The 21,404-nt window shown below is 68.2% G+C and carries 20 protein-coding genes and 1 pseudogene; 3 read left to right on the top strand and 18 right to left on the bottom strand.

The features are described 5' to 3' along the window. Positions 1 to 28 precede the first annotated feature (28 nt). Positions 29 to 1,348, bottom strand: coding sequence for an MFS transporter (locus AWB89_RS24080; protein ID WP_241520592.1), 1,320 nt, complete (start codon positions 1,346 to 1,348; stop codon positions 29 to 31). Between the two features lie 81 nt (positions 1,349 to 1,429). On the opposite strand from AWB89_RS24080, the gene AWB89_RS24075 reads away from it, so the two are divergent. Further along, complete coding sequence (locus AWB89_RS24075; protein WP_139830912.1) at positions 1,430 to 2,032, top strand: YqgE/AlgH family protein; 603 nt, start codon at positions 1,430 to 1,432, stop codon at positions 2,030 to 2,032. Here AWB89_RS24075 and AWB89_RS24070 read toward each other — a convergent pair. Genes AWB89_RS24070 through AWB89_RS24060 form a run of 3 tightly spaced genes read right to left on the bottom strand, consistent with a single transcriptional unit; the run spans position 2,029 to position 4,610 of the window. Continuing rightward, positions 2,029 to 3,042, bottom strand: a complete 1,014-nt coding sequence (locus tag AWB89_RS24070) for a bile acid:sodium symporter family protein (protein WP_085177167.1) — start codon at positions 3,040 to 3,042, stop codon at positions 2,029 to 2,031. The two genes, AWB89_RS24075 and AWB89_RS24070, sit on opposite strands and share 4 nt — an antisense overlap. Before the next feature lie 34 nt (positions 3,043 to 3,076). Next, positions 3,077 to 3,424 (bottom strand): hypothetical protein, encoded by a 348-nt coding sequence (locus tag AWB89_RS24065; RefSeq protein WP_085104487.1) that lies wholly within the window; start codon positions 3,422 to 3,424, stop codon positions 3,077 to 3,079. Positions 3,425 to 3,479: 55 nt separating this feature from the next. Beyond that, positions 3,480 to 4,610, bottom strand: a complete 1,131-nt coding sequence (locus AWB89_RS24060) for an LpqN/LpqT family lipoprotein (RefSeq protein ID WP_085177165.1) — start codon at positions 4,608 to 4,610, stop codon at positions 3,480 to 3,482. A 177-nt stretch (positions 4,611 to 4,787) separates the two neighbouring features. Here AWB89_RS24060 and leuS point away from each other — a divergent pair, with 177 nt between their 5' ends. Further along, positions 4,788 to 7,682: a leucine--tRNA ligase gene (gene leuS, locus AWB89_RS24055; protein WP_085177162.1), complete on the top strand. Its 2,895-nt coding sequence runs from the start codon at positions 4,788 to 4,790 to the stop codon at positions 7,680 to 7,682. A 1-nt stretch (position 7,683) separates the two neighbouring features. Here the strand turns inward: leuS and AWB89_RS24050 are convergent, their stop codons facing one another. The 14 genes and pseudogenes from AWB89_RS24050 to AWB89_RS27140 form a co-directional block, all read right to left on the bottom strand. Then, positions 7,684 to 8,355 (bottom strand): SDR family oxidoreductase, encoded by a 672-nt coding sequence (locus AWB89_RS24050; protein WP_085104485.1) that lies wholly within the window; start codon positions 8,353 to 8,355, stop codon positions 7,684 to 7,686. 47 nt (positions 8,356 to 8,402) lie between these two features. Then, positions 8,403 to 8,900, bottom strand: a complete 498-nt coding sequence (locus tag AWB89_RS24045; RefSeq protein WP_085104483.1) for a MarR family winged helix-turn-helix transcriptional regulator — start codon at positions 8,898 to 8,900, stop codon at positions 8,403 to 8,405. Between the two features lie 75 nt (positions 8,901 to 8,975). Further along, positions 8,976 to 9,725 carry an amino acid ABC transporter ATP-binding protein gene (locus tag AWB89_RS24040; protein WP_085104481.1) on the bottom strand — a complete coding sequence of 250 codons (750 nt, stop codon included), beginning with the start codon at positions 9,723 to 9,725 and terminating at the stop codon, positions 8,976 to 8,978. Next, positions 9,722 to 11,524 (bottom strand): ABC transporter substrate-binding protein/permease, encoded by a 1,803-nt coding sequence (locus AWB89_RS24035; RefSeq protein ID WP_085177160.1) that lies wholly within the window; start codon positions 11,522 to 11,524, stop codon positions 9,722 to 9,724. Before AWB89_RS24035 ends, AWB89_RS24040 begins: the two co-directional genes overlap by 4 nt. A gap of 49 nt (positions 11,525 to 11,573) precedes the next feature. Further along, the gene (locus tag AWB89_RS24030) at positions 11,574 to 12,305 is read right to left on the bottom strand and encodes a GntR family transcriptional regulator (RefSeq protein WP_085104479.1); all 732 of its coding nucleotides are present in this window, start codon (positions 12,303 to 12,305) and stop codon (positions 11,574 to 11,576) included. Between the two features lie 139 nt (positions 12,306 to 12,444). Next, on the bottom strand, positions 12,445 to 13,230 hold the full coding sequence (locus AWB89_RS24025; protein WP_085104477.1) for an LLM class F420-dependent oxidoreductase: 786 nt from the start codon (positions 13,228 to 13,230) through the stop codon (positions 12,445 to 12,447). Positions 13,231 to 13,245: 15 nt separating this feature from the next. Further along, positions 13,246 to 14,151: an alpha/beta fold hydrolase gene (locus tag AWB89_RS24020; RefSeq protein WP_372515390.1), complete on the bottom strand. Its 906-nt coding sequence runs from the start codon at positions 14,149 to 14,151 to the stop codon at positions 13,246 to 13,248. Positions 14,152 to 14,178: 27 nt separating this feature from the next. Beyond that, on the bottom strand, positions 14,179 to 15,387 hold the full coding sequence (locus tag AWB89_RS24015; protein ID WP_085177050.1) for a DUF1214 domain-containing protein: 1,209 nt from the start codon (positions 15,385 to 15,387) through the stop codon (positions 14,179 to 14,181). A 2-nt stretch (positions 15,388 to 15,389) separates the two neighbouring features. Continuing rightward, positions 15,390 to 16,205, bottom strand: a complete 816-nt coding sequence (locus AWB89_RS24010; protein ID WP_085177048.1) for a sugar phosphate isomerase/epimerase family protein — start codon at positions 16,203 to 16,205, stop codon at positions 15,390 to 15,392. 1 nt (position 16,206) lies between these two features. Beyond that, positions 16,207 to 17,376, bottom strand: a complete 1,170-nt coding sequence (locus tag AWB89_RS24005; protein ID WP_085177046.1) for a sulfotransferase family protein — start codon at positions 17,374 to 17,376, stop codon at positions 16,207 to 16,209. After that, the gene (locus tag AWB89_RS24000; RefSeq protein WP_085104467.1) at positions 17,373 to 18,500 is read right to left on the bottom strand and encodes an LLM class flavin-dependent oxidoreductase; all 1,128 of its coding nucleotides are present in this window, start codon (positions 18,498 to 18,500) and stop codon (positions 17,373 to 17,375) included. Before AWB89_RS24000 ends, AWB89_RS24005 begins: the two co-directional genes overlap by 4 nt. A 214-nt stretch (positions 18,501 to 18,714) precedes the next feature. After that, positions 18,715 to 19,821 carry an inositol-3-phosphate synthase gene (locus tag AWB89_RS23995; protein WP_085104465.1) on the bottom strand — a complete coding sequence of 369 codons (1,107 nt, stop codon included), beginning with the start codon at positions 19,819 to 19,821 and terminating at the stop codon, positions 18,715 to 18,717. Positions 19,822 to 19,879: 58 nt separating this feature from the next. Then, positions 19,880 to 20,422, bottom strand: a complete 543-nt coding sequence (locus AWB89_RS23990) for a PadR family transcriptional regulator (protein ID WP_085177044.1) — start codon at positions 20,420 to 20,422, stop codon at positions 19,880 to 19,882. A 231-nt stretch (positions 20,423 to 20,653) separates the two neighbouring features. Beyond that, positions 20,654 to 20,833, bottom strand: a pseudogene (locus tag AWB89_RS27140) (DUF1707 domain-containing protein); the annotation flags it as partial. Between the two features lie 124 nt (positions 20,834 to 20,957). On the opposite strand from AWB89_RS27140, the gene AWB89_RS23985 reads away from it, so the two are divergent. Beyond that, positions 20,958 to 21,380, top strand: a complete 423-nt coding sequence (locus AWB89_RS23985; RefSeq protein WP_085104460.1) for a DUF5318 domain-containing protein — start codon at positions 20,958 to 20,960, stop codon at positions 21,378 to 21,380. Positions 21,381 to 21,404 lie beyond the last annotated feature (24 nt).

The following is a 21,404-nucleotide window of genomic DNA, read 5'->3' as shown; positions in this document are numbered from 1 at the left end:
CGGCTCGGCAGCGGTCACGGTATGTACCTTAGCGATCGCTCGGCGGCTGCCCGCGACGCCCGATGACGCTGTGCATCACAAGCCCGATCAGATACAGCGCCGACCCGAAGAGCACGAACAGCGGGGCGCGCCCGTCGTCGGGAATCAATATGGCGGACACCGTGATCGCGACGATGAACGCCACCCAGAAGAGCGCATCCTGCACCGCGAACACGTGTCCGCGCAGCGCGTCGTCGACATCCATCTGCATCGCGGAGTCGGCGCACAGCTTGACCATCTGGCCGGCCACGCCGAGGCAAAAGCCGCACACCACCATCACCGGGAGACGCAGCAGGGCACCCGGGATCTGGATTAGCGCGGCCGCGACCAGCGCGCCATTGGCCGTGGCGTAGCGGCCCCAGCGGCGAACCGCCAACGGCGTCAACACGTTGGCCAAGAAGGCCCCGAGACCGGAAGCGGCGAAGAACACCAACGCGATGCCCAGGCCGCCGGTCGCCGGACCGCGGAGGTGGTGCACCAGCAGCAGCATCACCAGCGAATTGATGCCGACCACCATCCGGTGCGAGGCCAGGCCCGACAAGGTTGCGGCGACGGTCGGGCTCTGCACCACCGTGCGGGCGCCATGCAGCCAGCCGGTGATCACCGCGTACACGGCCGATCCGTGGATCGCGCGCTTGGTGTCGTCCGGCCCCAGCACGTGGGAGCCGAATCGCAACGACAACAGCAACGCGATCGAAACGGGAATGGCGGTGATGAAGATGATCACCGCGGCGCCGTCGTCGCCGGCACCGGCGAAAAAGCGCGGCACCAGCATGAAATTGGCGCCCAGGAAGGCCGCGACGGCACCGGACGCGGTGGCAACCGAGTTCATCGTCACCACCTGCTCGCGCGGCACGACGTGCGGCAAGGACGCCGACAACCCGGACGCGACAAACCGGGCCAGGCCGTTGGCGAACAGCGCCGCGATCAGCAACGGCATGTCGCCGGCGCGCACGGCCAGGATGGTGCCGATGCCCGCGATGAGGATCAGGCGGCCCGTCGTCGCGCCCACCAGCACCAGCCGTCGATCCCAGCGGTCCATCAGCGCGCCGGCGAAGGGCCCAAGCAACGAGTAGGGCAGGAACAGCACGGTGAACGCGCGCGCGATCGCCATCGGGTCGGCGGCGCGATCCGGGTTGAACAACAGCGCGCCGGCCAGCCCGGCCTGAAACAGCCCGTCGCCGAACTGACTCGCCATCCGCACCTGCAGCAGCCGCCAGAAATCCGGCAAGCCGCGCACGGACCGCCACAGTTCGGCGGATGCGCGTGAGTGCGTCCGGGGTTGAATCACAGCACCGACTTCCAGGATTGGGTTGCAACAACACTACAAATATTTGGCCGCGACGCTCGATTAACCGAGGCGGCGAAGCGAAGGTGCGATGATGGTGTGATGCCGCCCGAAGACCCCGAGGACTACGTCGCACCCGCCGCACAGCGGGTTCGTGCGGGCACTCTCCTGCTTGCCAATACCGATCTCCTCGAACCCACGTTTCGGCGCAGCGTGATCTACATCGTCGAGCACAATGACGGCGGCACACTGGGCGTCGTGCTCAACCGGTCCAGCGAGACGGCGGTCTACAACGTGTTGCCGCAGTGGGCCAAACTGTCGGCCAAACCCAAGACCATGTTCATCGGCGGGCCGGTCAAGCGTGACGCGGCCCTGTGCCTCGCGGCGCTGCGCATCGGCGCCGATCCGCAAGGGGTGCCGGGCCTGCGGCATGTGGACGGCCGGATAGTGATGGTCGATCTGGACGCCGAGCCCGACGTGATCGCCCCGCTGGTGGAGGGGGTCCGCATCTTCGCCGGGTACTCCGGCTGGACCATCGGCCAGCTCGAGGGCGAGATCGAGCGCGACGACTGGATCGTGTTGTCCGCGTTGCCATCCGACGTCTTGGTCGGGCCGAGGGCCGACCTGTGGGGCCAGGTGCTGCGCCGCCAGCCGCTGCCGCTTTCCCTGCTCGCCACCCACCCGATCGACGTGAGCCGAAACTAGGGCCCCTCCCCCGCTTCCGGGATGCCAGCCGTTGGCGCCGATTCGTCGGCACGCCGCCCGAGCCTGCTGGCGATCACCGCGCACACCACCAACTGGATCTGATGAAAGATCATCAGCGGCAACATGGTCAAACCGACTGTGGCGGCTGGAAATAGCACCAGCGCCATCGGAAGCCCCGACGCCAGGCTCTTTTTCGAACCGCAGAACAGCAAGACGATCGCATCGCCGCGGTCCAGCCGGGCCAGCCGGCCGACGACGGTGGTCGCGGCCAGCACCGCCGCGAGCAACGCCGTGGCGACGAGGGTCACCGCGATCAAGCGCCACGCATCGACGCTGACCCAGATCCCCCTGACCACACCCATCGCGAACGCGGTGTACACCACCAGCAGGATGGAGCCGCGATCCACCACCTTCAGCGGCGTCGCGTGCCGGGCGATGACCTCGCCGAGCCACGGCCGCATCAGCTGGCCCGCCGCGAACGGCAGCAGCAGCTGCAGCATGATGTCGCGGATGGCGGTCCCGTCGACGCGGGGCGCACCGCTGGTCGTCATCAACAGCACCACGAGCAGCGGGGTGAGCGCCACCCCGAGGATGTTGGACAACGACGCGCTGACGATGGCGGCCGACACGTGGCCCCGCGCGATCGAGGTGAACGCGATGGACGACTGCACCGTCGACGGCACCAGGCATAGAAACAGCAGACCGTTGTAGAGGTCGACGGTGAGCACCGATGGCACCAGCACCCGGGCGGCCAGGCCCAGCAGCGGAAATAGCACAAACGTCGTGGCCAGCACGAGCAGATGCAGCCGCCATTGGCGCACGCCGTGCCAGGCCTGCTGGGGCGACAGGCGGGTTCCGTACAGGAAGAACAGCAGCGCGATCGCCGCCTTCGCGGCGGCGGACACCGCGTCCGCGGCCCGGCCGTGGGCGGGTACCAGGGCGGCGAGGGCCACGGTCGCCGCCAGTGCCAGCAGAAACGAGTCGATCGGGATCGCCGGGAGCCGCTTCAGCATGACGGCTCGCGCGGGGGACGGTGGGCGGGGATTACTGGCAGGACTGCGTGCAGACAGCGCAGCTGCCGGCGCAACCGGCCGCCGCGGCCTCGCGGCTCAGCGCGAAGCGCGCGCTTTGCCACGACCCGGTGGCCAGCGTCCCGAGCGCGCCGGCGACGCAGACGATCAGGACGACGAGCGCCGTGTGGGGGGAGGCGGCCAGGGCGACCGCCCCGCCGGCGGCCAGCATCACCGCGGCCGCCAACTGGGTGGGCGCCATGGCGCGCAGCGCGAGCTGGGCGGTGGCGCCGTCGGCGGTCTGATTGTGCGCGAGCGACCAGGTCCCGAACCCGGCGGAGGCCACCGCCGCACACACGCATACCAACCCCGCGATCAACATGGCCTCACAATACGAGCCCGGCCACGCGCCCGCGCGGCGGGCTCGGCGGGGCCTGTTAGTGCTGCAGGAACGAGAAGTTCGGCAGCGGCGGCAGCCCGGGCACCATCGTCAGGAGGTTGGGCGTCGGCCTGCTGCCGGCCGCCGGGTAGGGCGCGGCCGGCTGGGCGGGCAGCCCGACCGGCGCCGCCGCCGTCTGCGCCGGAACAGCCACCGGCGCCGCCGCCGGCTGCGGGGGAAGCGCGACCGGCGCCGGCGCTTGCGCGGGCAGCCCGACCGGGGAGGCTCCGGGCCCTTGGGCGGGGGCGGGGGAGCCGGTTCCGGGGACCGTCACGCGGAAGCCGTTGACGATGGCGTCGGTGGCCGGGGCATCCGCGACCGCCACCGCGCGGTCGGTGGTCACCGCCAGCGACACCAGGTACTTGTCGTGCCCGGACGTCGCGATGACGTGGCGACGCGACGTGTTGAGCAGCATGTCGCCGTCGCGGTACGTGCCCTCGATCACCGACGACGGGAAGCCGCCGAAGTCAGCCATCGAGGCGTTCGTCGTCTGCCACGCGAGCAGCTGCTGGCTGTCGACGAAGCCGTGGGTGATGGCCTCCTTCGGATCGAAGTTCCCGACGAGCTTGTACACCACCACCTGCGCGTTTGACGAATAGATGCTGGCCCCGTGCCGGTCGGCGATCACCGCGAACGCGTCGGGCACATTGGGGTCGGGCACCTGGGTCCAGCGAGGGGGAACCGGCAGCGTGATGTCGAGCGCCTTGAATCCCTGGGGCTTCTGCGCCTCCAGCTTGACGCCCTTCGACTGCAGGTAGTCGCGCAGCGTGCCCGCGACGGCGGGGGTCTGCGCGGGCACCGCCGGCGCGACGGCGGCGGGTGCGGGCGCGACGGGTGCGGCCGCCACGGGTGCGGCCGCCGCAGGTGCGGGCGCGACGGGTGCGGCAGCGGCATTCGGCGGTGCGAACGGGTTGGCCGCCGGGGGAGTGGCGACCAACCGGTTGCCGGGCAGTTGCCCGGGGGCGGCGTTGACGTATTGCGGCGCCGGCGCCGCGACGACCGGTGCGGGCTGCGGCGCGGGAACCCCGGGATCAGCCGATGCGGTGGCGCCGGCGAATGCCGTGACACCGATCCCGCCGGCGGCCAGACCCCCTGCGAATACCCGCAAGGTACGGGTGATCTGAATCATCTGCGTGATCCTTCCCAACGGCTCGGCCACGTGGTTAGAGGCCGACTGTAACCAGAGGTCAAATGCCCTGAACAGGGCCGAAACCGACCTGGGATGAAGCTCTGATCGGTGCGCAACGCAACCGAGACCAACCTGTGGCCGGCGGGGCGGCCGGGGCGGTCCTTATACCCTGTTCAGGTGACCGACTCCCCGACCACCGTCTCCGGCGCGCCCGCGCCGGACTCCGATGCGCCGCCGCACCGCTACACCGCGGCGCTGGCGGGGCGGATCGAAAGCGCGTGGCAGGAGAACTGGGCCAAGCTCGGGACGTTCAACGTGGCCAACCCGGTAGGCGACCTGGCGCCGGCCGACGGGACGCCGATACCCGCCGACAAGCTGTTCGTGCAGGACATGTTCCCCTACCCGTCGGGGGATGGGCTGCACGTCGGCCACCCGTTGGGCTACATCGCCACCGACGTCTACGCCCGGTACTTCCGGATGACCGGCCATAATGTCCTGCACGCGTTGGGCTTTGATTCGTTCGGGCTACCGGCCGAGCAATACGCGGTGCAGACCGGCACGCACCCGCGCACCAGGACCGAAGCCAACATCGTCAACTTCAGGCGCCAGCTCGGCCGGCTGGGCCTCGGCCATGACAGCCGGCGCAGCTTTTCCACCACCGACGTCGAGTTCTACAAGTGGACCCAGTGGATCTTCCTGCAGATCTACAACGCCTGGTTCGACACCGCCGCCAACATGGCGCGCCCGATCGCTGAGTTGATCGCCGAGTTCGATTCCGGCGCGCGCGGTCTCGATGACGGGCGGGACTGGGCCGGGCTGTCGGCGGGGGAGCGGGCCGACGTGATCGACGGCCACCGGCTGGTCTACCGGGCCGACTCGATGGTGAATTGGTGCCCCGGGCTGGGCACCGTGCTGGCCAACGAAGAGGTCACCGCCGACGGCCGCAGCGACCGCGGCAACTTCCCGGTGTTTCGCAAGCGGCTGCGGCAGTGGATGATGCGCATCACCGCCTACGCCGACAGGCTGCTGGACGACCTCGATCTGCTGGATTGGCCGGATCAGGTAAAGACCATGCAACGCAACTGGATTGGCCGCTCGACCGGTGCGCAGGCGCTGTTCTCGGCGAAAAAGAACGACGGCGATACGGTCGATATCGAGGTGTTCACCACCCGCCCCGACACGCTGTTCGGCGCGACGTATCTGGTGCTGGCTCCCGAGCACGACCTGGTCGACGAACTGGTCGCCGCGGCCTGGCCCGACGGCACCGACCCGCGTTGGACGTACGGTGCGGCCACGCCGGCCGAGGCCGTCGCCGCCTACCGCCGCGCAATCGGCGCCAAGTCGGACCTCGAACGCCAGGAAAGCCGCGAGAAGACGGGCGTCTTCCTGGGCGGCTACGCCACCAACCCGGCCAACGGGGAACCGGTGCCCATCTTCATCGCCGACTACGTGCTGGCCGGCTACGGCACCGGGGCGATCATGGCGGTTCCCGGCCACGACCAGCGCGACTGGGACTTCGCCCACGAGTTGGGCCTGCCGATTGTGGAAGTCATTGCGGGCGGGGATATTTCGCAGGCCGCGCACACGGGCGACGGCGTGCTGGTCAACTCCGGCTACCTCGACGGAATGGACGTGGCGGCCGCCAAGCACGCGATCACCGGCCGCCTTCAGACCGACGGGCGCGGGCGCGCCCGCATCGAATTCAAGCTGCGCGATTGGCTTTTCGCGCGGCAAAGGTACTGGGGCGAGCCGTTTCCCATCGTCTACGACAGCGATGGGCGCCCCCACGCGCTCGACGAGGCCGCGCTGCCCGTCGAACTGCCCGATGTCCGCGACTACTCGCCGGTGCTGTTCGACCCCGACGACGCCGACAGCGTTCCCGAGCCGCCGTTGGCCAAGGCGACCGAGTGGGTGCACGTCGAGCTGGATCTCGGTGACGGCCTGAAGCCGTACACCCGCGACACCAACGTGATGCCGCAGTGGGCCGGCAGCTCGTGGTACGAACTGCGCTACACCGATCCGCACAACTCAGAGCGGTTCTGCGCCAAGGAAAACGAGGCTTACTGGATGGGCCCGCGGCCGGCCGAACACGGCCCGCAGGACCCGGGCGGCGTCGACCTATACGTCGGCGGGGCCGAACACGCCGTGCTGCACCTGCTGTACGCGAGGTTTTGGCACAAGGTGCTCTACGACCTGGGACACGTCAGCTCGCGCGAACCGTATCGCCGGCTTATCAATCAGGGCTACATCCAGGCGTTCGCCTACACCGACCCGCGCGGCTCGTACGTGCCGGCGGACGAGGTGGTCGAACGCGACGGCAGGTTCTTCTACCCGGGGCCCGATGGCGAGATCGAGGTGTCCCAGGAGTTCGGGAAAATCGGCAAGAGCCTGAAGAACTCGATATCGCCCGACGAGATCTGCGAGGAGTACGGCGCGGACACGCTGCGGGTGTACGAGATGTCGATGGGCCCCCTGGAAGCGTCCCGCCCGTGGGCCACCAAGGACGTCGTCGGCGCGCACCGCTTCCTGCAGCGGGTGTGGCGGCTGGTGATCGACGAGCAGACCGGTGCTACGCGGGTCGCCGAGGACGCGGGACCGCTGGACACCGGCACGCTGCGCGCGCTGCACCGCACCATCGCTGGGGTCTCCGAAGACTATGCGGCACTGCGCAATAACACCGCCGCGGCCAAGCTGATCGAGTACACCAACCACCTCACCAAGGAGCACCGCGAGGCGGCGCCGCGCGCGGCGGTCGAGCCGTTGGTGCTCATGCTGGCACCGCTGGCCCCGCACCTCGCCGAGGAGCTGTGGTCGCGGCTGGGCCACAGCACCCCGCTGGCGCACGGGCCATTCCCGGAGGCGGACCCCGCCTACCTCGTCGAGGACACCGTGGAGTACCCCGTGCAGGTGAACGGGAAGGTGCGCAGCCGAGTGGTGGTGGCCGCCAACGCCGATGACGACGCGCTGAAAGCGGCCGCCATGGCCGACGAGAAGGTCCAGGCGTTCCTGGCGGGCGCCACCCCGCGCAAGGTGATCGTGGTCCCCGGCCGGCTGGTCAACCTGGTCGTCTAGCTCATCGCTTGGCCGGCCGAAGCACCACCTCGTGCACGTGGCCGTCGGGCGGCGTCGCGATCGCGTTGGCAACCGTCGCCGCGACCGTCTCCGGCCGCAGGAAGTCGGCCGGATCGTACTGTCCGCCTTCGAACGCGACGAGCTCGCGTTGCATCTCGGTGTCGGTACGGCCGGGGTAGATCGTGGTCACGCGCAGGTCCGGCTCGTCTTCGCGCAACGAGTCCGCGAAGGCCCGCACCGCGAACTTGCTCGCCGAATAGGAGGCCATGCTCGGCGAAACCGCGCGTCCCGCACCGGAATTGATGAACACCACCTGACCCCTGGCCCGTCGCAGCGCCGGCAGCAACGCCAGCGTCAGTTCCACCACCCCGAACACGTTGACCGCAAAGGTGGCGCGCCACTCGTCCACGTTGGATTCGGCGACATGCCCGGGGATGGACACCCCCGCGTTGTGCACCAATACGTCGAGTTCGTCGACGATCTCGCAGCTGGCCTCGATCTCGTCGGTGTTGGTCAAGTCCAGCGGAAAAGTGGTGGCGCCGAGCCGCTCCGCGACGGCGTCAAGCCGATCGGACGGCCTGCTTGCCAGCAGCAGGGTATGCGTTTCCGAGAGTGCGGCCGCGATGGCGGATCCGATACCGCCGCTCGCGCCGGTGATGAGTGCGGTGGGCATGACCTCAGTGTACGGACGCTACCAATTTCCCTGCGGCCCAGGCGGTTTCACGCCTGTTTGCGTGCCGGCGACTCTCCCGCCTGTCCCGATTCCCCGGACGCCAGGCGTTCCAGTGGCGCCAGCGCCTTCATCAGCGTGTTCAGGTCTGACTCGGGGAGCTGACTGAGCATCGCGGCCAGCGCGGCGTGCCGGTTGGCCAGGGATTCGGCGTGCACGGCCCGTCCGCGGGGCGTGATGTCGACCAGCACGGCACGTAGGTCGGACGGATCGCGCGAGCGTTTCACCAGCCCGATCTTCTCCAGCCGGCGGATCGCCACGGTCGTGGTCGGGGTCCGCACCCGTTCGTGCGCGGCCAGGTCGGTCATCCGAATGGGGCCCTGATCGAGCAGGGTGATCAGAATGGACAGCTGCGCCAGGGTCAGCTCGCCGGCGACGACGCCGCTCGGGTCCCCGCGGCGAAGGATCGAAAACAGCTTGGACAGCGCACGGTGCAACCCTTCGGCAAGCTCTTTTACCTCGGGCGCGGTGGATTCGCTGTCCGCCATAAGTCGGCAGTCTAACCCGATATGGGTCGCGGACAAGGTAGCTATACCGGACTAACTCCGACTAGTTGCGAGCCGTCATAGCACTTGGGAAAGGAATCGCTGCAGCCGCTCCGTTTTTGCGGCTTCGAATATCTGCTCCGGCGGCCCGGATTCCACGTCCTTGCCGCGATCCATGAAAACGACGGTGTCGGATGCGGACCGCGCGAAACCCATTTCGTGCGTCACGACCACCATGGTCATGCCGTCGGCGCCGAGGTCGGCGATCAGTTGCAGAATCCCCTTGACCATTTCGGGATCCAGCGCCGAGGTCGCCTCGTCGAAGAACATCACCTGGGGGGCCATCGCCAGCGCGCGGGCGATGGCGACCCGCTGTTGTTGGCCGCCGGACAGCGTGCCGGGGCGGGCATCGGCCTTGTGCTTCAGGCCAACTCGGTCCAGCTGGGTCAGCGCCAGCTCGCGGGCGGTGTCGGCGGGCAGCCGGTGCAGCTTGGAGGGCGCCAACGCAACGTTTTTCAGCACACTGAGATGGGGGAAGAGATTGAAATGCTGGAACACCATGCCGATGCGCTGCCGCAGCTTGTTGGGATCGTCGCGCAACACCGACCGACCGTCCAACAGGATGTCGCCGCTATCCGGCTCGTGGAGACGATTCAGGGTGCGCAGCAGCGTCGATTTGCCGGAGCCGGACGGTCCGATGATGGCGACCGTGCTGCCGGCGGGGGCCTCGATGCTCACGCCGCGCAGCACCTGGTTTCCGCCGAGCGTTTGATGAATGTCCTTGGCCACCAGCGATACTGACGGGCGCCTCAAGGCGTCGGCGCTCACGTGATCTCCTGGCCGAACTTCGTCGCGAGCAAGGCGTGCTCGTCCGGGTCCGCGGCGCCGCGGCCGCGCCGAAGCCGGGTGTCGATGTAGTTGACCAGATGGGTGAGCGGAATCGTCAGAATCAGGTAGAAGAGGCCCGCGGCCACCAACGGCGACAGGCTGCCGGTCTGCGCGTTGAGGTCGCGACCCACCTGAAACAGCTCCCGCTGTTGGGCGACCAGGCCCAGGAAATACACCAGCGCGGAGGCCTTCAACAGCCCGATGGCCTGATTGACGAGCGCCGGCAGCACCCGCCGGATCCCCTGCGGCACCACCACCAGACGCATCGCGGCGGTGTAGCTGAAGCCGAGCGCGCGGGAGGCTTCGAGCTGGCCGGCATCGACGCTCTGGATGCCCGACCGGAGGATCTCGCCGATGTAGGCGGCGGCCATCAGACCGAGGGCGGCGATGCCCAACGGATAGGGATTCTTGTTGGTCAGCCCGCCCACCAACGGCCCGATGCCCATTCCGATGAGCAGGATGATCACCACTTCAGGCAGCCCGCGGAAGACGTCGGTGTACATCCGCGCCGGCCAGCGCAGCCAGCGCGAACGGGATAGCCCGGCCATGGCCAGCACCATGCCCAGCGCCAGGCCGATGACGAGGGCGCTGTTGGTCAGGATCAGCGTGTTGGGCAGCCCCGTCGTGAGCAGGATGGGGATGGCCTGTCGGTAGAGGTCCCAGTCGAAGAAGGACTCGCGCAACTGCGCCAGGGTCGACATCGGCGCGCCGGGGCCCGCCGCCTCACGGTGGTGGCGCGCGGCGATCGCGGCGAAGTCCGGCAGGTGCGGGGTGGGGGCGGCTTTGGATCCGGGTTTCCAGCCGGGCGGCAGGGGCCGCGGCACCCATTGGGAGTAAAGGTTCGCCCAGGTGCCGTCGGCGATGACGGCGTCGAGCCCGGAATTGAGCGCATCGACCAGCGGCTGGTTGTCTTTGGCGACCGCGTAGGCCACGAAATTGCCTGGGCTGAAAGTGTTCGCGACCACCACCGCCGGGTCGCCGGGGCGGATCACGGTCGACGCCAGGGTCCCGGGCGCCACCCAGGCGTCGATCTGTCGCGTCTTGAGGGCGGCGTAAAGCGTGGCGAAGCCGGGATACTTCACCGGCTGCAGGTGCAACGTGTCGACGACGTACGACTCCTCAACGGTGCCCTGGACCACGCCGATGCGCTGGCCGGCGGCGAGATCGCTGAACTTGTGGATCGCCGAGCCGGGGGGCACCACCAGCGAGTAGAAGCCGAAGTCGTAGCCGTTGGTAAACGACACCGTGTGGCGCCGCGCCTCGGTGGCTTTCACCGATGCCGAGCCGACGTCGAAGCGCCGGGACGCCACCTGGGCGAGCAGCGCGGAGAAATCCGTGCTGACGAAGCGGACTTGGAGGCCAAGCTTGCCGGCGATCGCGCGCAAGAGCTGGTTGTCGAAGCCGCTGAATTCCCCCGTCGGGTTGATGCAGATGTTCGGCGGGGCGTCCGACAGGGTGCCGACCGTCAGAACGCCCGGCGTGCCGAGGCCCAATGCGCCGACGTTGATGGAGTCGAGCGGTTCGACGGAGGCCGTGGTGTCCACGTCGTCGTGACCCGCGGTGGGAGTCTCGGTCAGATCCTTGGGCAGGACCCGTGCGCTCTCCAGGCCCGCGGGCGCGCACTGATTCCAGTCGGCGGCCGCGGGGGCAGCCAGTGTGAGGCCGCAGACCATCAACATCGTTGTGGCCAGTGCGAAGAGCTTTCGGCGCTTGGTACGCCGGTCCAGGCGCGAACTCATCACGGCTACCGTATCGGCAGTCCGGCGACCCGGCGCGTCGAAGCGGCTTTTACAGCGCGATCGACGGCTCGCCGACGGGGGTTTCGGCGCCGGTGAAAACCTGCGGAACCACCTGGCCGATGTCGTCGGGCGCGGCGAACACCCTGCGCCGAAACAGTTCGGCCAGCATGGTCTGGGCCATCAGGTAGGAGCGACCGACGCACGCGGCCCGGGCGGCTTCGGGATCGCGCCGGTGCATTGCCGAGGTCTCGTCCTCGTAGAACGGCAGCATGTCCTCGCGGCTGCTTTGGTAGGTCGTCCAGAACGCGCGGGGAATGAGGTTTCGCGAGGCGCGGATCGTGGCGGCCAGCCGGGGTCCGGCGTACTCGTCGTTGACGGTGCGACGGTATTCCGCGGCGATCTCGTAGAACGCCCGGGAGTCCTTGGCGGCGCGCAGCGATCGCATGAGCGCGTCGAGTTGACCCAGGATCCGCGGGGTGGGATTGGTGGCCGCGCGTGCCGACACGATCCCCTTGAGCACGCCGTCGAGCTCATGGTGCTCGAGCACGGTGGCCTCGTCGAAACGCTCGACGAACGCGCCGCGGTGATAGCGGGTGGACACGATTCCGTCGTGTTCGAGTTGCACCAGCGCCTCTTGGATCGGGACGCGGCTGACCCCCAGGGCGAGCGCGATCTCGTTACGGTCGACGCGGTCGCCGCTGCGCAGCTTTCCGGTCAGAAGAAGGTGCAGGATATGCGAGACCACCAGGTCTTTTTCTTTGACCCCGTATTTCTTTGGCATCCGTTTCTTGAGTGCCTTTCAAACCGTCCAACCGCTTCGGCCATCTAGCGCAGAGAGTTTCTCATGTCTTGGCGCATGCGTTCAGGTGTTTGGCGGATGAATTGGGGGCAAACGGGCAATCAAATTGCGTCGGCGGCGCTCAGCGTCCGTCGCGCCACTTGCACAGCGCCTCGGCGGCGGCCAGGTCGTAATCCGGACCATCGCAGCCCACGGTCAGCAGCGTGACGCCGAGGTTCACGAGGTTTTCGGCATTGGCGATCAGACCGCCGCCGTCATTGACCGCGGCCGAGCGCTCGATGTCGGCCGGGTCGCGACCGACGTCGGCGCAGTGCCGCTCCAGGACCTCCGACTTCGCCGGGAACTCGTCGGCGGAGGTGAAGCTGTGCCAGAGATCGGCATGCTCCGCGACCAGCCGCAGGGTCTTGCGTTCGCCCCCGCCGCCGATGAGGACCGGGATGTCGCGGGTCGGAGCCGGGTTCAGCTTGGCCAGCCGCGCCTTGATCCGCGGCATCGCGGCCGCCAGATCGTCCAGCCGGCTGCCGGCCGTCCCGAATTCGTAGCCGTATTCGTCGTAATCCTTTTGCTTCCATCCCGAACCGATCCCGAGGACTAGCCGGCCGCCGGAGATGTGGTCGACGGTGCGCGCCATGTCGGCCAGCAGTTCCGGGTTGCGGTAGGAGTTGCACGTCACCAGCGCACCGATCTGGATGCGCGACGTTTGTTCGGCCCAGGCCCCGAGCATGGTCCAGCATTCGAAATGGGGGCCGTCGGGATCGCCGTACAGCGGAAAGAAGTGATCCCAGTTGAAGGCGATGTCGACGCCCATGTCTTCGCAGCGGCGAACGGCGTCGCGGATCTGGGGATAGTGCGGGGCGTGCTGCGGCTGCAATTGCACGCCGATACGAATGGGGCGGTCAGGACTCATAGGACCACCGTAGGCTCAGCGCGAGTCGAGCACTCCGCGCAGGAGGTCGATCAGCGCGCGCGGCTGGTCGCTTTGCACCGAGTGGCCGGAATTCTCGACGACGTGCGCTGTGCGGAAATTTGTTGCGCGCCTGCCGAGTTCGGCCGCGTCGTCGTCGGTGACGAAGCCCGACGAGCCGCCGCGGATCAGGGTGATGGGCGCGGACAGGTTGTCGACGTCGTCCCACAGGCCGTCGAAGTCGGGGAATTTGCGGATGGCGTCGTAGCGCCACGTCCACTTGCCGTTGTCGAGCCGACGGGAATTGTGGAAGACACCGCGCCGCAGCGCCTTCACCTCGCGGTGCGGTGCGGCCGCGGTGGTCAGGTCGAGCATGGCCTGGAAGCTGTCAAACTCCCGCTCGCCGTGCATCAACGCCACCGTGCCCTGCTGCTCCTTGGTCATCTCGGAGTGCCGTTGCAGCGCCGACGGGGTCACGTCGATGAGGACGAGCTCGTTGACCAGCTCCGGGGCGATCGCCCCCAGCCGGATGGCGGTCAACCCGCCCAGCGACATGCCGACGACGAGGTCGGCGCTCGGGGCGTGCTCACGCAGCGCGGGTAGCAGGGCGTCGGCGTTCAGCTGGGGCGAGTAGTCGCCGTCCTCGCGCCATGCCGAATGTCCGTGCCCGGGAAGGTCGACGGCCAGCGCCGGCTCCCCGAGGCCGACGATGACGGTGTCCCAGGTGTGCGCGTTTTGCCCGCCGCCGTGCAAAAAGACGACACGCGGCGCGGTGGCGCCCCAGCGCAGCGCGCTGATCCTGGTGTCCGCCGGGCCCGACTCGACCCGCTCGACGTGGGGCGGCGGCCCCGCGACGCCGGCTTGTTCGGCGTTCTCGGACAGCAGCGAGAATTCGGACAGCCCGGCCAGTTCGTCTTCGGGGATCGCGCTCACGGGTCTGACACTATCGGCCTACAGGATGTAGCGACGGCGGATGCCGTGGAACCGCTCCCACATGGCGGCGGTGCGCTCCGCCTCGGTGACCGTGGCGGTGTCCGCGGGCAGCGCGCTCATCAGCTGGTCGTATTTGACCGTCCGGGTGTCCAGCACCGCGGGCTCGCCTTCGAGCATGTGCCGGTAGGTGAGGTTGCCGCGTTCGAAGCCTTGGGTGTCGAGCCAGTTGTGCACTTTCGGGTCGCGGTGCGCCATGACCAGTCGAATCCTGCCGTCGCGGTCGACCTTGGTGCGGCTGGGCGTGTAGCTGACCGGGCGGTACAGGTAGTCCATGCTGTTGAAGAACACCCCCATGTTGGTGAGCATCCACAGTCCGTCGTGCGCGTCGAATTCGATGATCAGCGCCTCGTCGGGGGCGAGCTCCCAGTACATGTTGGCGGCGGCGCGGCCGCGCTTGCGGTCGGCGTCCGTCGCTCCGACGTCGGGGAAGGCGTTCGGGTTGTTGGCGTCGACGCCGCCGTAGGTGAAGGGGAAGTCCGGCCACTCCGCCATGAGGCCGGCGACGAAGTCGCCCGCCCAGCCCATCGCCTCGATCATCGCGTCGGGCGCGGGCAAGGGCTTGGGCGATGCCATGTCGATCCGCTCGATGCGCAGTTGCGCCGGCAGCTCATCCCAGCGATCAAACCCCTGGCGGATGAACAGTTTTCGCGAGCCGGGCGTGGTGGGCAGCCAGTTGGGCCCGCGCTCGGGCCCGCCGATGTGGAGCTCGAATTCCCCGCTGTCGGCGACGCTGAGTTGGTGGCCGAACAGGTTGGCCTCCGGTGTGTCGCCGAAGGGCTCGTGCAGCACGCCCGGCCCGGGTACGCGCGGGCCCTGGACGGTGACGTTGAAGAACCGCGACGTGCCGCGGTTTCCGGTGAGCCGGTAGGCCGACCGGCCGTCGATCCAGGCCTGCTGGTAGGTGAAGTCGGCGCAGTCCCCCCCGAGTTTGCGGGTCGGCCCGCAGAAGGTGTGCAGCGCCGGGTAGCGGGTGTCGTGGGTCTCGAGAGCCAAATCGAAGGCCTGGCCCAGGTTCTGGGTCAAAAAGCGGAACGCGTCGACGCGGTGGGCGCCCGAGGCGGGGTTGGCGTCCTTGAAGACCTGTTCGCCCGCGCGCTGCAGGCGCGCGCAGAACTCGTTCCACGCCGATTGCAGTGCCGCGTCGTCGGGGCCGTCGCCGAAGGCCATCCTCACGCACCCAGTCTGTCGAGCATCGCGCCGACGACGTCGCATGCGCGCCGGGCGGATTCCAGGCGGCCCTCCCGGTCGATGCGGGGGCCGATCAGTTCCAGGTCGAAACCGTGCTCGTAGCCGCCGGCGATCGCCTGGCCGACGAATCGTTCGAGGGGAATCGCACCGTCGCCGGGAACCGCACGGCCCGGCAGCGCGCGATCACCGAGCACGTAGTCGCTCAATTGGATGAGCGCCGTCCGGGGCAGCGCCCGCTGCACCATCTCGTCGAAATCGCCCTCGGCCCAACAGTGAAACACATCGATGCACACGCTGAGGTCGGCCATCTCGGCCAGCGCGACGGCGTCGCGCAAGGTGTGGGCGAGATGGATGTCGGCGTACAGGCTGGAGGCGTTTTCGATGGCCAGCGCCACGCCGGCGGCCTTGGCGTGCGCGGCGCACGGGGCGACCATGGCGCAGAACCGTTCGGCGGCCGCGCCCCAGGACAGGCCGGCGCGGCCGCCGGTGAGCAGGTAGACGGTGCGCGCATGCACGCGGGCCGCGGCGTCGATGACGCGGCACAAACCGTCCTGCGCTGCCTGCGCATCGTTGGTCAGACTGCCTCCCGCAAACAGGTGATAGACCGCATCGACCGCATAGCCTTTGCGTTGCAACAGCATTGGAAAGCTCGAGTCGAACAGTTCGGTATCCAGGACGCTCAACCGGGACACGCCCAGCGCCGCCCAACACGTTTCCAGGCCGGCCAGCGGCGTGCCGTAGAAGGTGACGTCGTGCACCGACAGGCGGGGGTGGGCTTGGGTGACGGGATCGTCCATGTCACGCCCGGTTTTCGATCGCGACGCCGAATCGCTCACGGAATGGCCGGAATTCGGCGTGCAGCGCGTCGAGGTCCTCGCCGATGTCGACCAGCAGTTGGGTGGAGTAGCTGAATTTGCCGTGGCGGTCCCCGCGGTTGTCGGCAAGGTACGCGCGCATCGCCGATGCGGCTTCGCTCGTCAGCTCGCGACCGCAGAACGTGTAGTAGCGGCCCACTGCGGCGACGGGGTCGGCGATGAAGTCGGTGTAGCGGAGGTGCAGGATGCGCGGGTCGTCGACCAGGGGGTTGCTCATCGTGTTGGCGATGCTGGCGCGGGTCAGCTCCAGGTGCATCTTCGCCTCGGCGTGCAGGTCGACCGGGCCGACGATGCCTTCGGCGATGTCGGCCATCATCATGGTGCGTGACGCGGCCACCTGGACGGGATCGCGGTGTAGCCAGACCATGCGCGCGTCGGGATAGGTGTCGAAGAGTTCCTTCAGGCGGAACCCGTGAAACCCCTTGAGCACCCAGTACTTACGCGGCCGGCGGTATTGCAGCTGTTGCAGCATGGCCTTGTGCAGCCGATATTGCGCCGCGGCGTCGGTCGCCAGGCCGCCGACCAACGACTGCATCGGCACGCGCCACCACGCCGTCGGGGTCATCACCCGGAAATCGAACGCCCAGGTGCGTTCGTCCTCGGGCAGGCCGTCGCCGAGCATGTCGTTGTAGGGGTGGCTGTGCAGCCACTTGGGCAGCTTGGCGTTGATCTCACGCCAGTCGGCGTCGGCCCGCGTGCGCCGCGCGTCATCGGGACCGGCGAGGCCAGGCGGCGGCGACGGATACATCACTTCCCAGAACCGCAGCGCCCGCGCGCCGGGATCGACGGACATCAACGCGTGCAACAGCGTTGTGCCCGAACGCGGTTCGCCGGTGACGAACATCGGCGCCTCGACGACTTCGTCGCCGATCGGGTAGCGGTTGCGATCCTCGATGAATTCCAGGCGCGAGGTCAGCAGCCATCGACACACCTGCGCCGCTTCCCATTTGCCGTCGGCGTCCATGCCGAGGCTGTTCAAATGGTCGACGGCGATCGCGAATCGCTCCGGCAGCGTGGGGTCACCGTAGTCGCGCAATCCCGTCTCGGCCTCGGCGGCGGCGAGCATCTCGGCCGCGTTCAAGGGTGCGGTCACGACATGTCCCCGCACAGCCGCACGAGTTCGTCCTCGGCCGCCCGCACGTTCGCGGCGGAACTCGCCGCGTAGGTCTGACCGGCCATGGCTCCATAGTCGAGGATCTTGGGCACGCGCAGACCCGCATCCACATAAGACTTGATGATTTTCGCGACCTCTTTCGGCGTTCCGTGCGGTACAACGGCAAGGACCATCTCGGGCCGCACGCCGTCCAGGAATTCGATGATCCGTTCGCGGGTGAGCACGGCCGGGTCGATGTCCTGAAATCCGCGCCAGGTTTCTCCCATGGGGTGCTCGAAGCCGAAGCCGCGCAACGTCGTTGCCGACACCTGCAGCAGAAACGCCTTGACCAGCGGCGCCCGCAATATCTCGGCGAGGGCGTCCTCGTCCCGCCCGATCAGACAGACCTGGATGAAGCAAGGTGTGATCGCGTGCGGGTCGCGGCCGGCCCGGTCGGCGGACGCCCGGACCGCGGACAGCATCTCGGCGTACTGCTCCGGCGTCCAGGCACCGGCGGGCCACCACCCGTCGGCATGGCGGCCGGCGATCTCGAGCATCCGCGGGCCGCTGCCGCCGATCCAGATCGGTGGTAGCCGGCCCTCGTAGGGTTCGGTGTCCAGCCGGGCGTGCCGCAGTGAGTAGAACTGGCCGTGGAAATCGACGGGGCCGTCGCTTTCCCAGAGCAGGCGGATCACCGTCAGCGCCTCCTCGAATCGGCTGACGGGCCGCGCGAAGTCGAAGCCGTAGGGCAACGTGTTCTCGCTCTCGCCGCTGCCCAGGCCGAGGATGAAGCGTCCCTTGGCGAGGTGATCGATGGTCAGCGCGGTCTGGGCCAGCAGGGAAGGGTGCCGGCGCACGGTGTCCACCACGGCGCTGACGAGGGGCACCCGCTCGGTCAGCACCGCGGCCGCGGCGGCCACCGCCAGGCCATCGAGGTGGCGGTGTGGCGACGGAGAGGCGTCGGCCAGGTCGGTGAACTCGGGCGTCCAGATCGAGTCGGGCCAGAAGCTGACCATGTGGTCGGGCAACCAGATCGAGTGGTACCGCCCGCTGTCCAATTCGCTGAGGCGGGACAGATCGAGCGGGAGCGTGGTGCGCAGGAACGCGGCGGGGTGAACTCTCATCGAGCAATGATGCTAAGCACCCGCACAGCGTTGTGTCGACGGATTGGGTGTGCGGTCTCGGCTGCGCGTGTGCGTCCCGGGTGGAGTTTCCGCGGAATCTCAACCCCCCACGCACACGCGAAGCCCGCTACGCACACGCGAATGCCGGGCAAGACGACTGTGGGGTGAGGTCGCCTGACGCGTCCCTCACCCCACAGCCGGTGAAACCGGAGAGTTACCCCTCGATGATGAACTCTTCGAGCTGGGTCCGCGCGACGTCGTCGGGCAGCTGCTGCGGCGGGCTCTTCATCAGATACGCCGAGGCCGGAACCACCGGCCCGCCGATCCCGCGGTCCTTGGCGATCTTGGCGGCACGCACCGCGTCGATGATGACGCCGGCCGAGTTGGGCGAGTCCCACACCTCGAGCTTGTACTCCAGGTTCAGCGGCACGTCACCGAACGCGCGGCCCTCCAGGCGGACGTAGGCCCACTTGCGGTCGTCGAGCCAGCCGACGTGGTCGGACGGGCCGATGTGCACGTCCTTGGTCTTGAACTCGCGCTGCAGGTTGGAGGTGACGGCCTGGGTCTTGGAGATCTTCTTCGACTCCAGCCGCTCACGCTCGAGCATGTTGAGGAAGTCCATGTTGCCGCCCACGTTGAGCTGCATGGTGCGGTCCAGCTGCACGCCGCGGTCCTCGAACAGCTTGGCCATCACGCGGTGGGTGATGGTGGCGCCGACCTGGCTCTTGATGTCGTCGCCGACGATCGGGACGCCGGCGTCGGCGAACTTCTTGGCCCACACCGGGTCCGAGGCGATGAAGACCGGCAGCGCGTTGACGAACGCCACGCCGGCGTCGATCGCGCACTGGGCGTAGAACTTGTCGGCCTCCTCCGAGCCCACCGGCAGGTAGGACACCAGCACGTCGACGTTGTTCTCCTTGAGGACCTTGACCACGTCCACCGGCTCGGCGTCGGACACCTCGATGGTGTCGGCGTAGTACTTGCCGATGCCGTCCAGCGTGGGACCGCGTTGCACCGTCACATTCGTGGGCGGCACGTCGGCGATCTTGATGGTGTTGTTCTCGGACGCGAAGATCGCCTCCGACAGGTCGAACCCGACCTTCTTGGCGTCGACGTCGAACGCGGCGACGAACTTGACGTCGCGCACGTGGTACTGGCCGAACTTCACATGCATCAGTCCGGGCACGGTGCTGTTCTCGTCGGCGTCGAGGTAGTACTGCACGCCCTGAACCAGCGAAGACGCGCAGTTCCCGACGCCGACAATCGCGACTCGTACGTCCGTCTGCGCCTCCGGCGCCCCCAACGGCTTGTGGTCACTCATAGGGCGTTCTCCTCACTCCATAACCTTGTGTCTCAGCTGATCGGATTCGTACAGGGTTTTACGTCTGCTCGGAGAGGCCGGGCATCGCCCGCTCCGCAGCAATGAGCTCGTTGAGCCACTTCACCTCGCGCTCGCTGGACTCGAGGCCCAGTTGGTGAAGCTGGCGGGTGTATCGGTCGAACGAGCTACTGGCCCGCGCCACTGCTTCGCGCAAGCCCTCCCGCCGCTCTTCAACCTGGCGACGGCGACCTTCCAGGATGCGCATGCGCGCCTCTGCGGGCGTCCGGTTGAAGAACGCCAGGTGCACCCCGAAGCCGTCGTCGGTGTAGTTGTGCGGGCCGGTGTCGGCCACCAGCTCGGCGAAGCGCCGACGGCCCTCCTCGGTGAGCTGGTAGACCCGCCGCGCCCGCCGCACCGGGGTGCCGGCCGGGGCCGCGTTCTCGGCGATCAGCCCCTCGGCCTGCATGCGCCGCAGAGCCGGGTACAGCGAACCGTACGAGAACGCCCGAAACGCGCCGAGCAGGCCGGTCAGCCGCTTCCGCAACTCATAGCCGTGCATGGGCGATTCGATCAGAAGGCCCAGGATGGCGAGCTCAAGCATCGATTCACCCCCTTTTGCGATGGCTAGTGACTTGAGGACTTAACGGTCCGACGCCTCGCGTCATCGTATCGCCTCGATATATTCGCCACAACACTACCTGGTGTTAGTGCGCTATTAGTCACAGCGTTGCGTCCGGGACAAGTCCCGGTACCAGGCGCTACGAGGGCGGATTCACGCGCTTGATGGTGCCGGCACCGCCGAAGACGATGTACCCGCCACCGTAGTGACCGCCACACACGCCGACAGCGACCCCGGGGTCGCCGCGCTCACCCGCTCCCGGTGCTCTTGCTCGGAAAGCTCGCCGTCGTTGGGTGCGATGTCGAGAATCGCGCAGGCGCCCTGCCGGCCGCTGTCTTTGGCCCGGGTCGTCGTCGCTTGAGCGGCAAGCGGAGGCCCCGGCAATTTCGCCACGCCGATGATCGTAGAAGCGCGGCCCTGGTTCGGCGCTGGACGCGACGGCCGATCGCCGCGGCTCGGCCCGGCAACGGCCGCGGTTGCGTGTCGGTGCGCCGGGCGGCCACGTACTCTGGTCAGCGTGCGACTGCAGCGACAAGTGGTGGACTTCGCGCTTCGGCGGCGCTCCCTGCTCGCCGAGGTGTACTCGGGCCGCACCGGTGTGTCCGAGGTCTGTGACGCCAACCCATATTTGCTGCGCGCCGCCAAGTTTCACGGCAAACAGAGCCAGGTCATGTGCCCGATCTGCCGGAAGGAACAGCTGACCCTGGTCTCGTGGGTATTCGGCGACCACCTGGGTGCGGTGTCGGGCTCGGCTCGCACCGCCGAGGAGTTGGTGATGTTGGCGACCCGCTTCGAGGAGTTCTCCGTGCATGTGGTCGAGGTGTGCCGGACCTGCAGCTGGAACCATCTGGTGAAGTCGTATGTGATGGGCGCGGTCCGCCCACCCAAGGGCACCCGCACGCGGACGGCGCGCAACGGCGCCCGAACGGCCATTGAGTAACGAAGGGCGCCACGACCAGTCGCC

The organism is Mycobacterium paraense (genome assembly GCF_002101815.1).
GTDB classification, from domain to species: Bacteria; Actinomycetota; Actinomycetes; order Mycobacteriales; family Mycobacteriaceae; genus Mycobacterium; species Mycobacterium paraense.
Note: the sequence above shows the minus strand (reverse complement) of the source record. Positions and strands in the feature narration are given on the sequence as shown.

Excerpts from the sequence above, each read along its gene's own strand:
- AWB89_RS24075 (WP_139830912.1), top strand. The coding sequence starts at position 1,430 with ATGCCGCCCGAAGACCCCGAGGACTACGTCGCACCCGCCGCACAGCGG.
- AWB89_RS24065 (WP_085104487.1), bottom strand. The coding sequence starts at position 3,424 with ATGTTGATCGCGGGGTTGGTATGCGTGTGTGCGGCGGTGGCCTCCGCC.
- AWB89_RS24060 (WP_085177165.1), bottom strand. The coding sequence starts at position 4,610 with ATGATTCAGATCACCCGTACCTTGCGGGTATTCGCAGGGGGTCTGGCC.
- AWB89_RS24050 (WP_085104485.1), bottom strand. The coding sequence starts at position 8,355 with ATGCCCACCGCACTCATCACCGGCGCGAGCGGCGGTATCGGATCCGCC.
- AWB89_RS24045 (WP_085104483.1), bottom strand. The coding sequence starts at position 8,900 with ATGGCGGACAGCGAATCCACCGCGCCCGAGGTAAAAGAGCTTGCCGAA.
- AWB89_RS24035 (WP_085177160.1), bottom strand. The coding sequence starts at position 11,524 with ATGAGTTCGCGCCTGGACCGGCGTACCAAGCGCCGAAAGCTCTTCGCA.
- AWB89_RS24030 (WP_085104479.1), bottom strand. The coding sequence starts at position 12,305 with ATGCCAAAGAAATACGGGGTCAAAGAAAAAGACCTGGTGGTCTCGCAT.
- AWB89_RS24025 (WP_085104477.1), bottom strand. The coding sequence starts at position 13,230 with ATGAGTCCTGACCGCCCCATTCGTATCGGCGTGCAATTGCAGCCGCAG.
- AWB89_RS24015 (WP_085177050.1), bottom strand. The coding sequence starts at position 15,387 with ATGGCCTTCGGCGACGGCCCCGACGACGCGGCACTGCAATCGGCGTGG.
- AWB89_RS24010 (WP_085177048.1), bottom strand. The coding sequence starts at position 16,205 with ATGGACGATCCCGTCACCCAAGCCCACCCCCGCCTGTCGGTGCACGAC.
- AWB89_RS24000 (WP_085104467.1), bottom strand. The coding sequence starts at position 18,500 with ATGAGAGTTCACCCCGCCGCGTTCCTGCGCACCACGCTCCCGCTCGAT.
- AWB89_RS23995 (WP_085104465.1), bottom strand. The coding sequence starts at position 19,821 with ATGAGTGACCACAAGCCGTTGGGGGCGCCGGAGGCGCAGACGGACGTA.
- AWB89_RS23990 (WP_085177044.1), bottom strand. The coding sequence starts at position 20,422 with ATGCTTGAGCTCGCCATCCTGGGCCTTCTGATCGAATCGCCCATGCAC.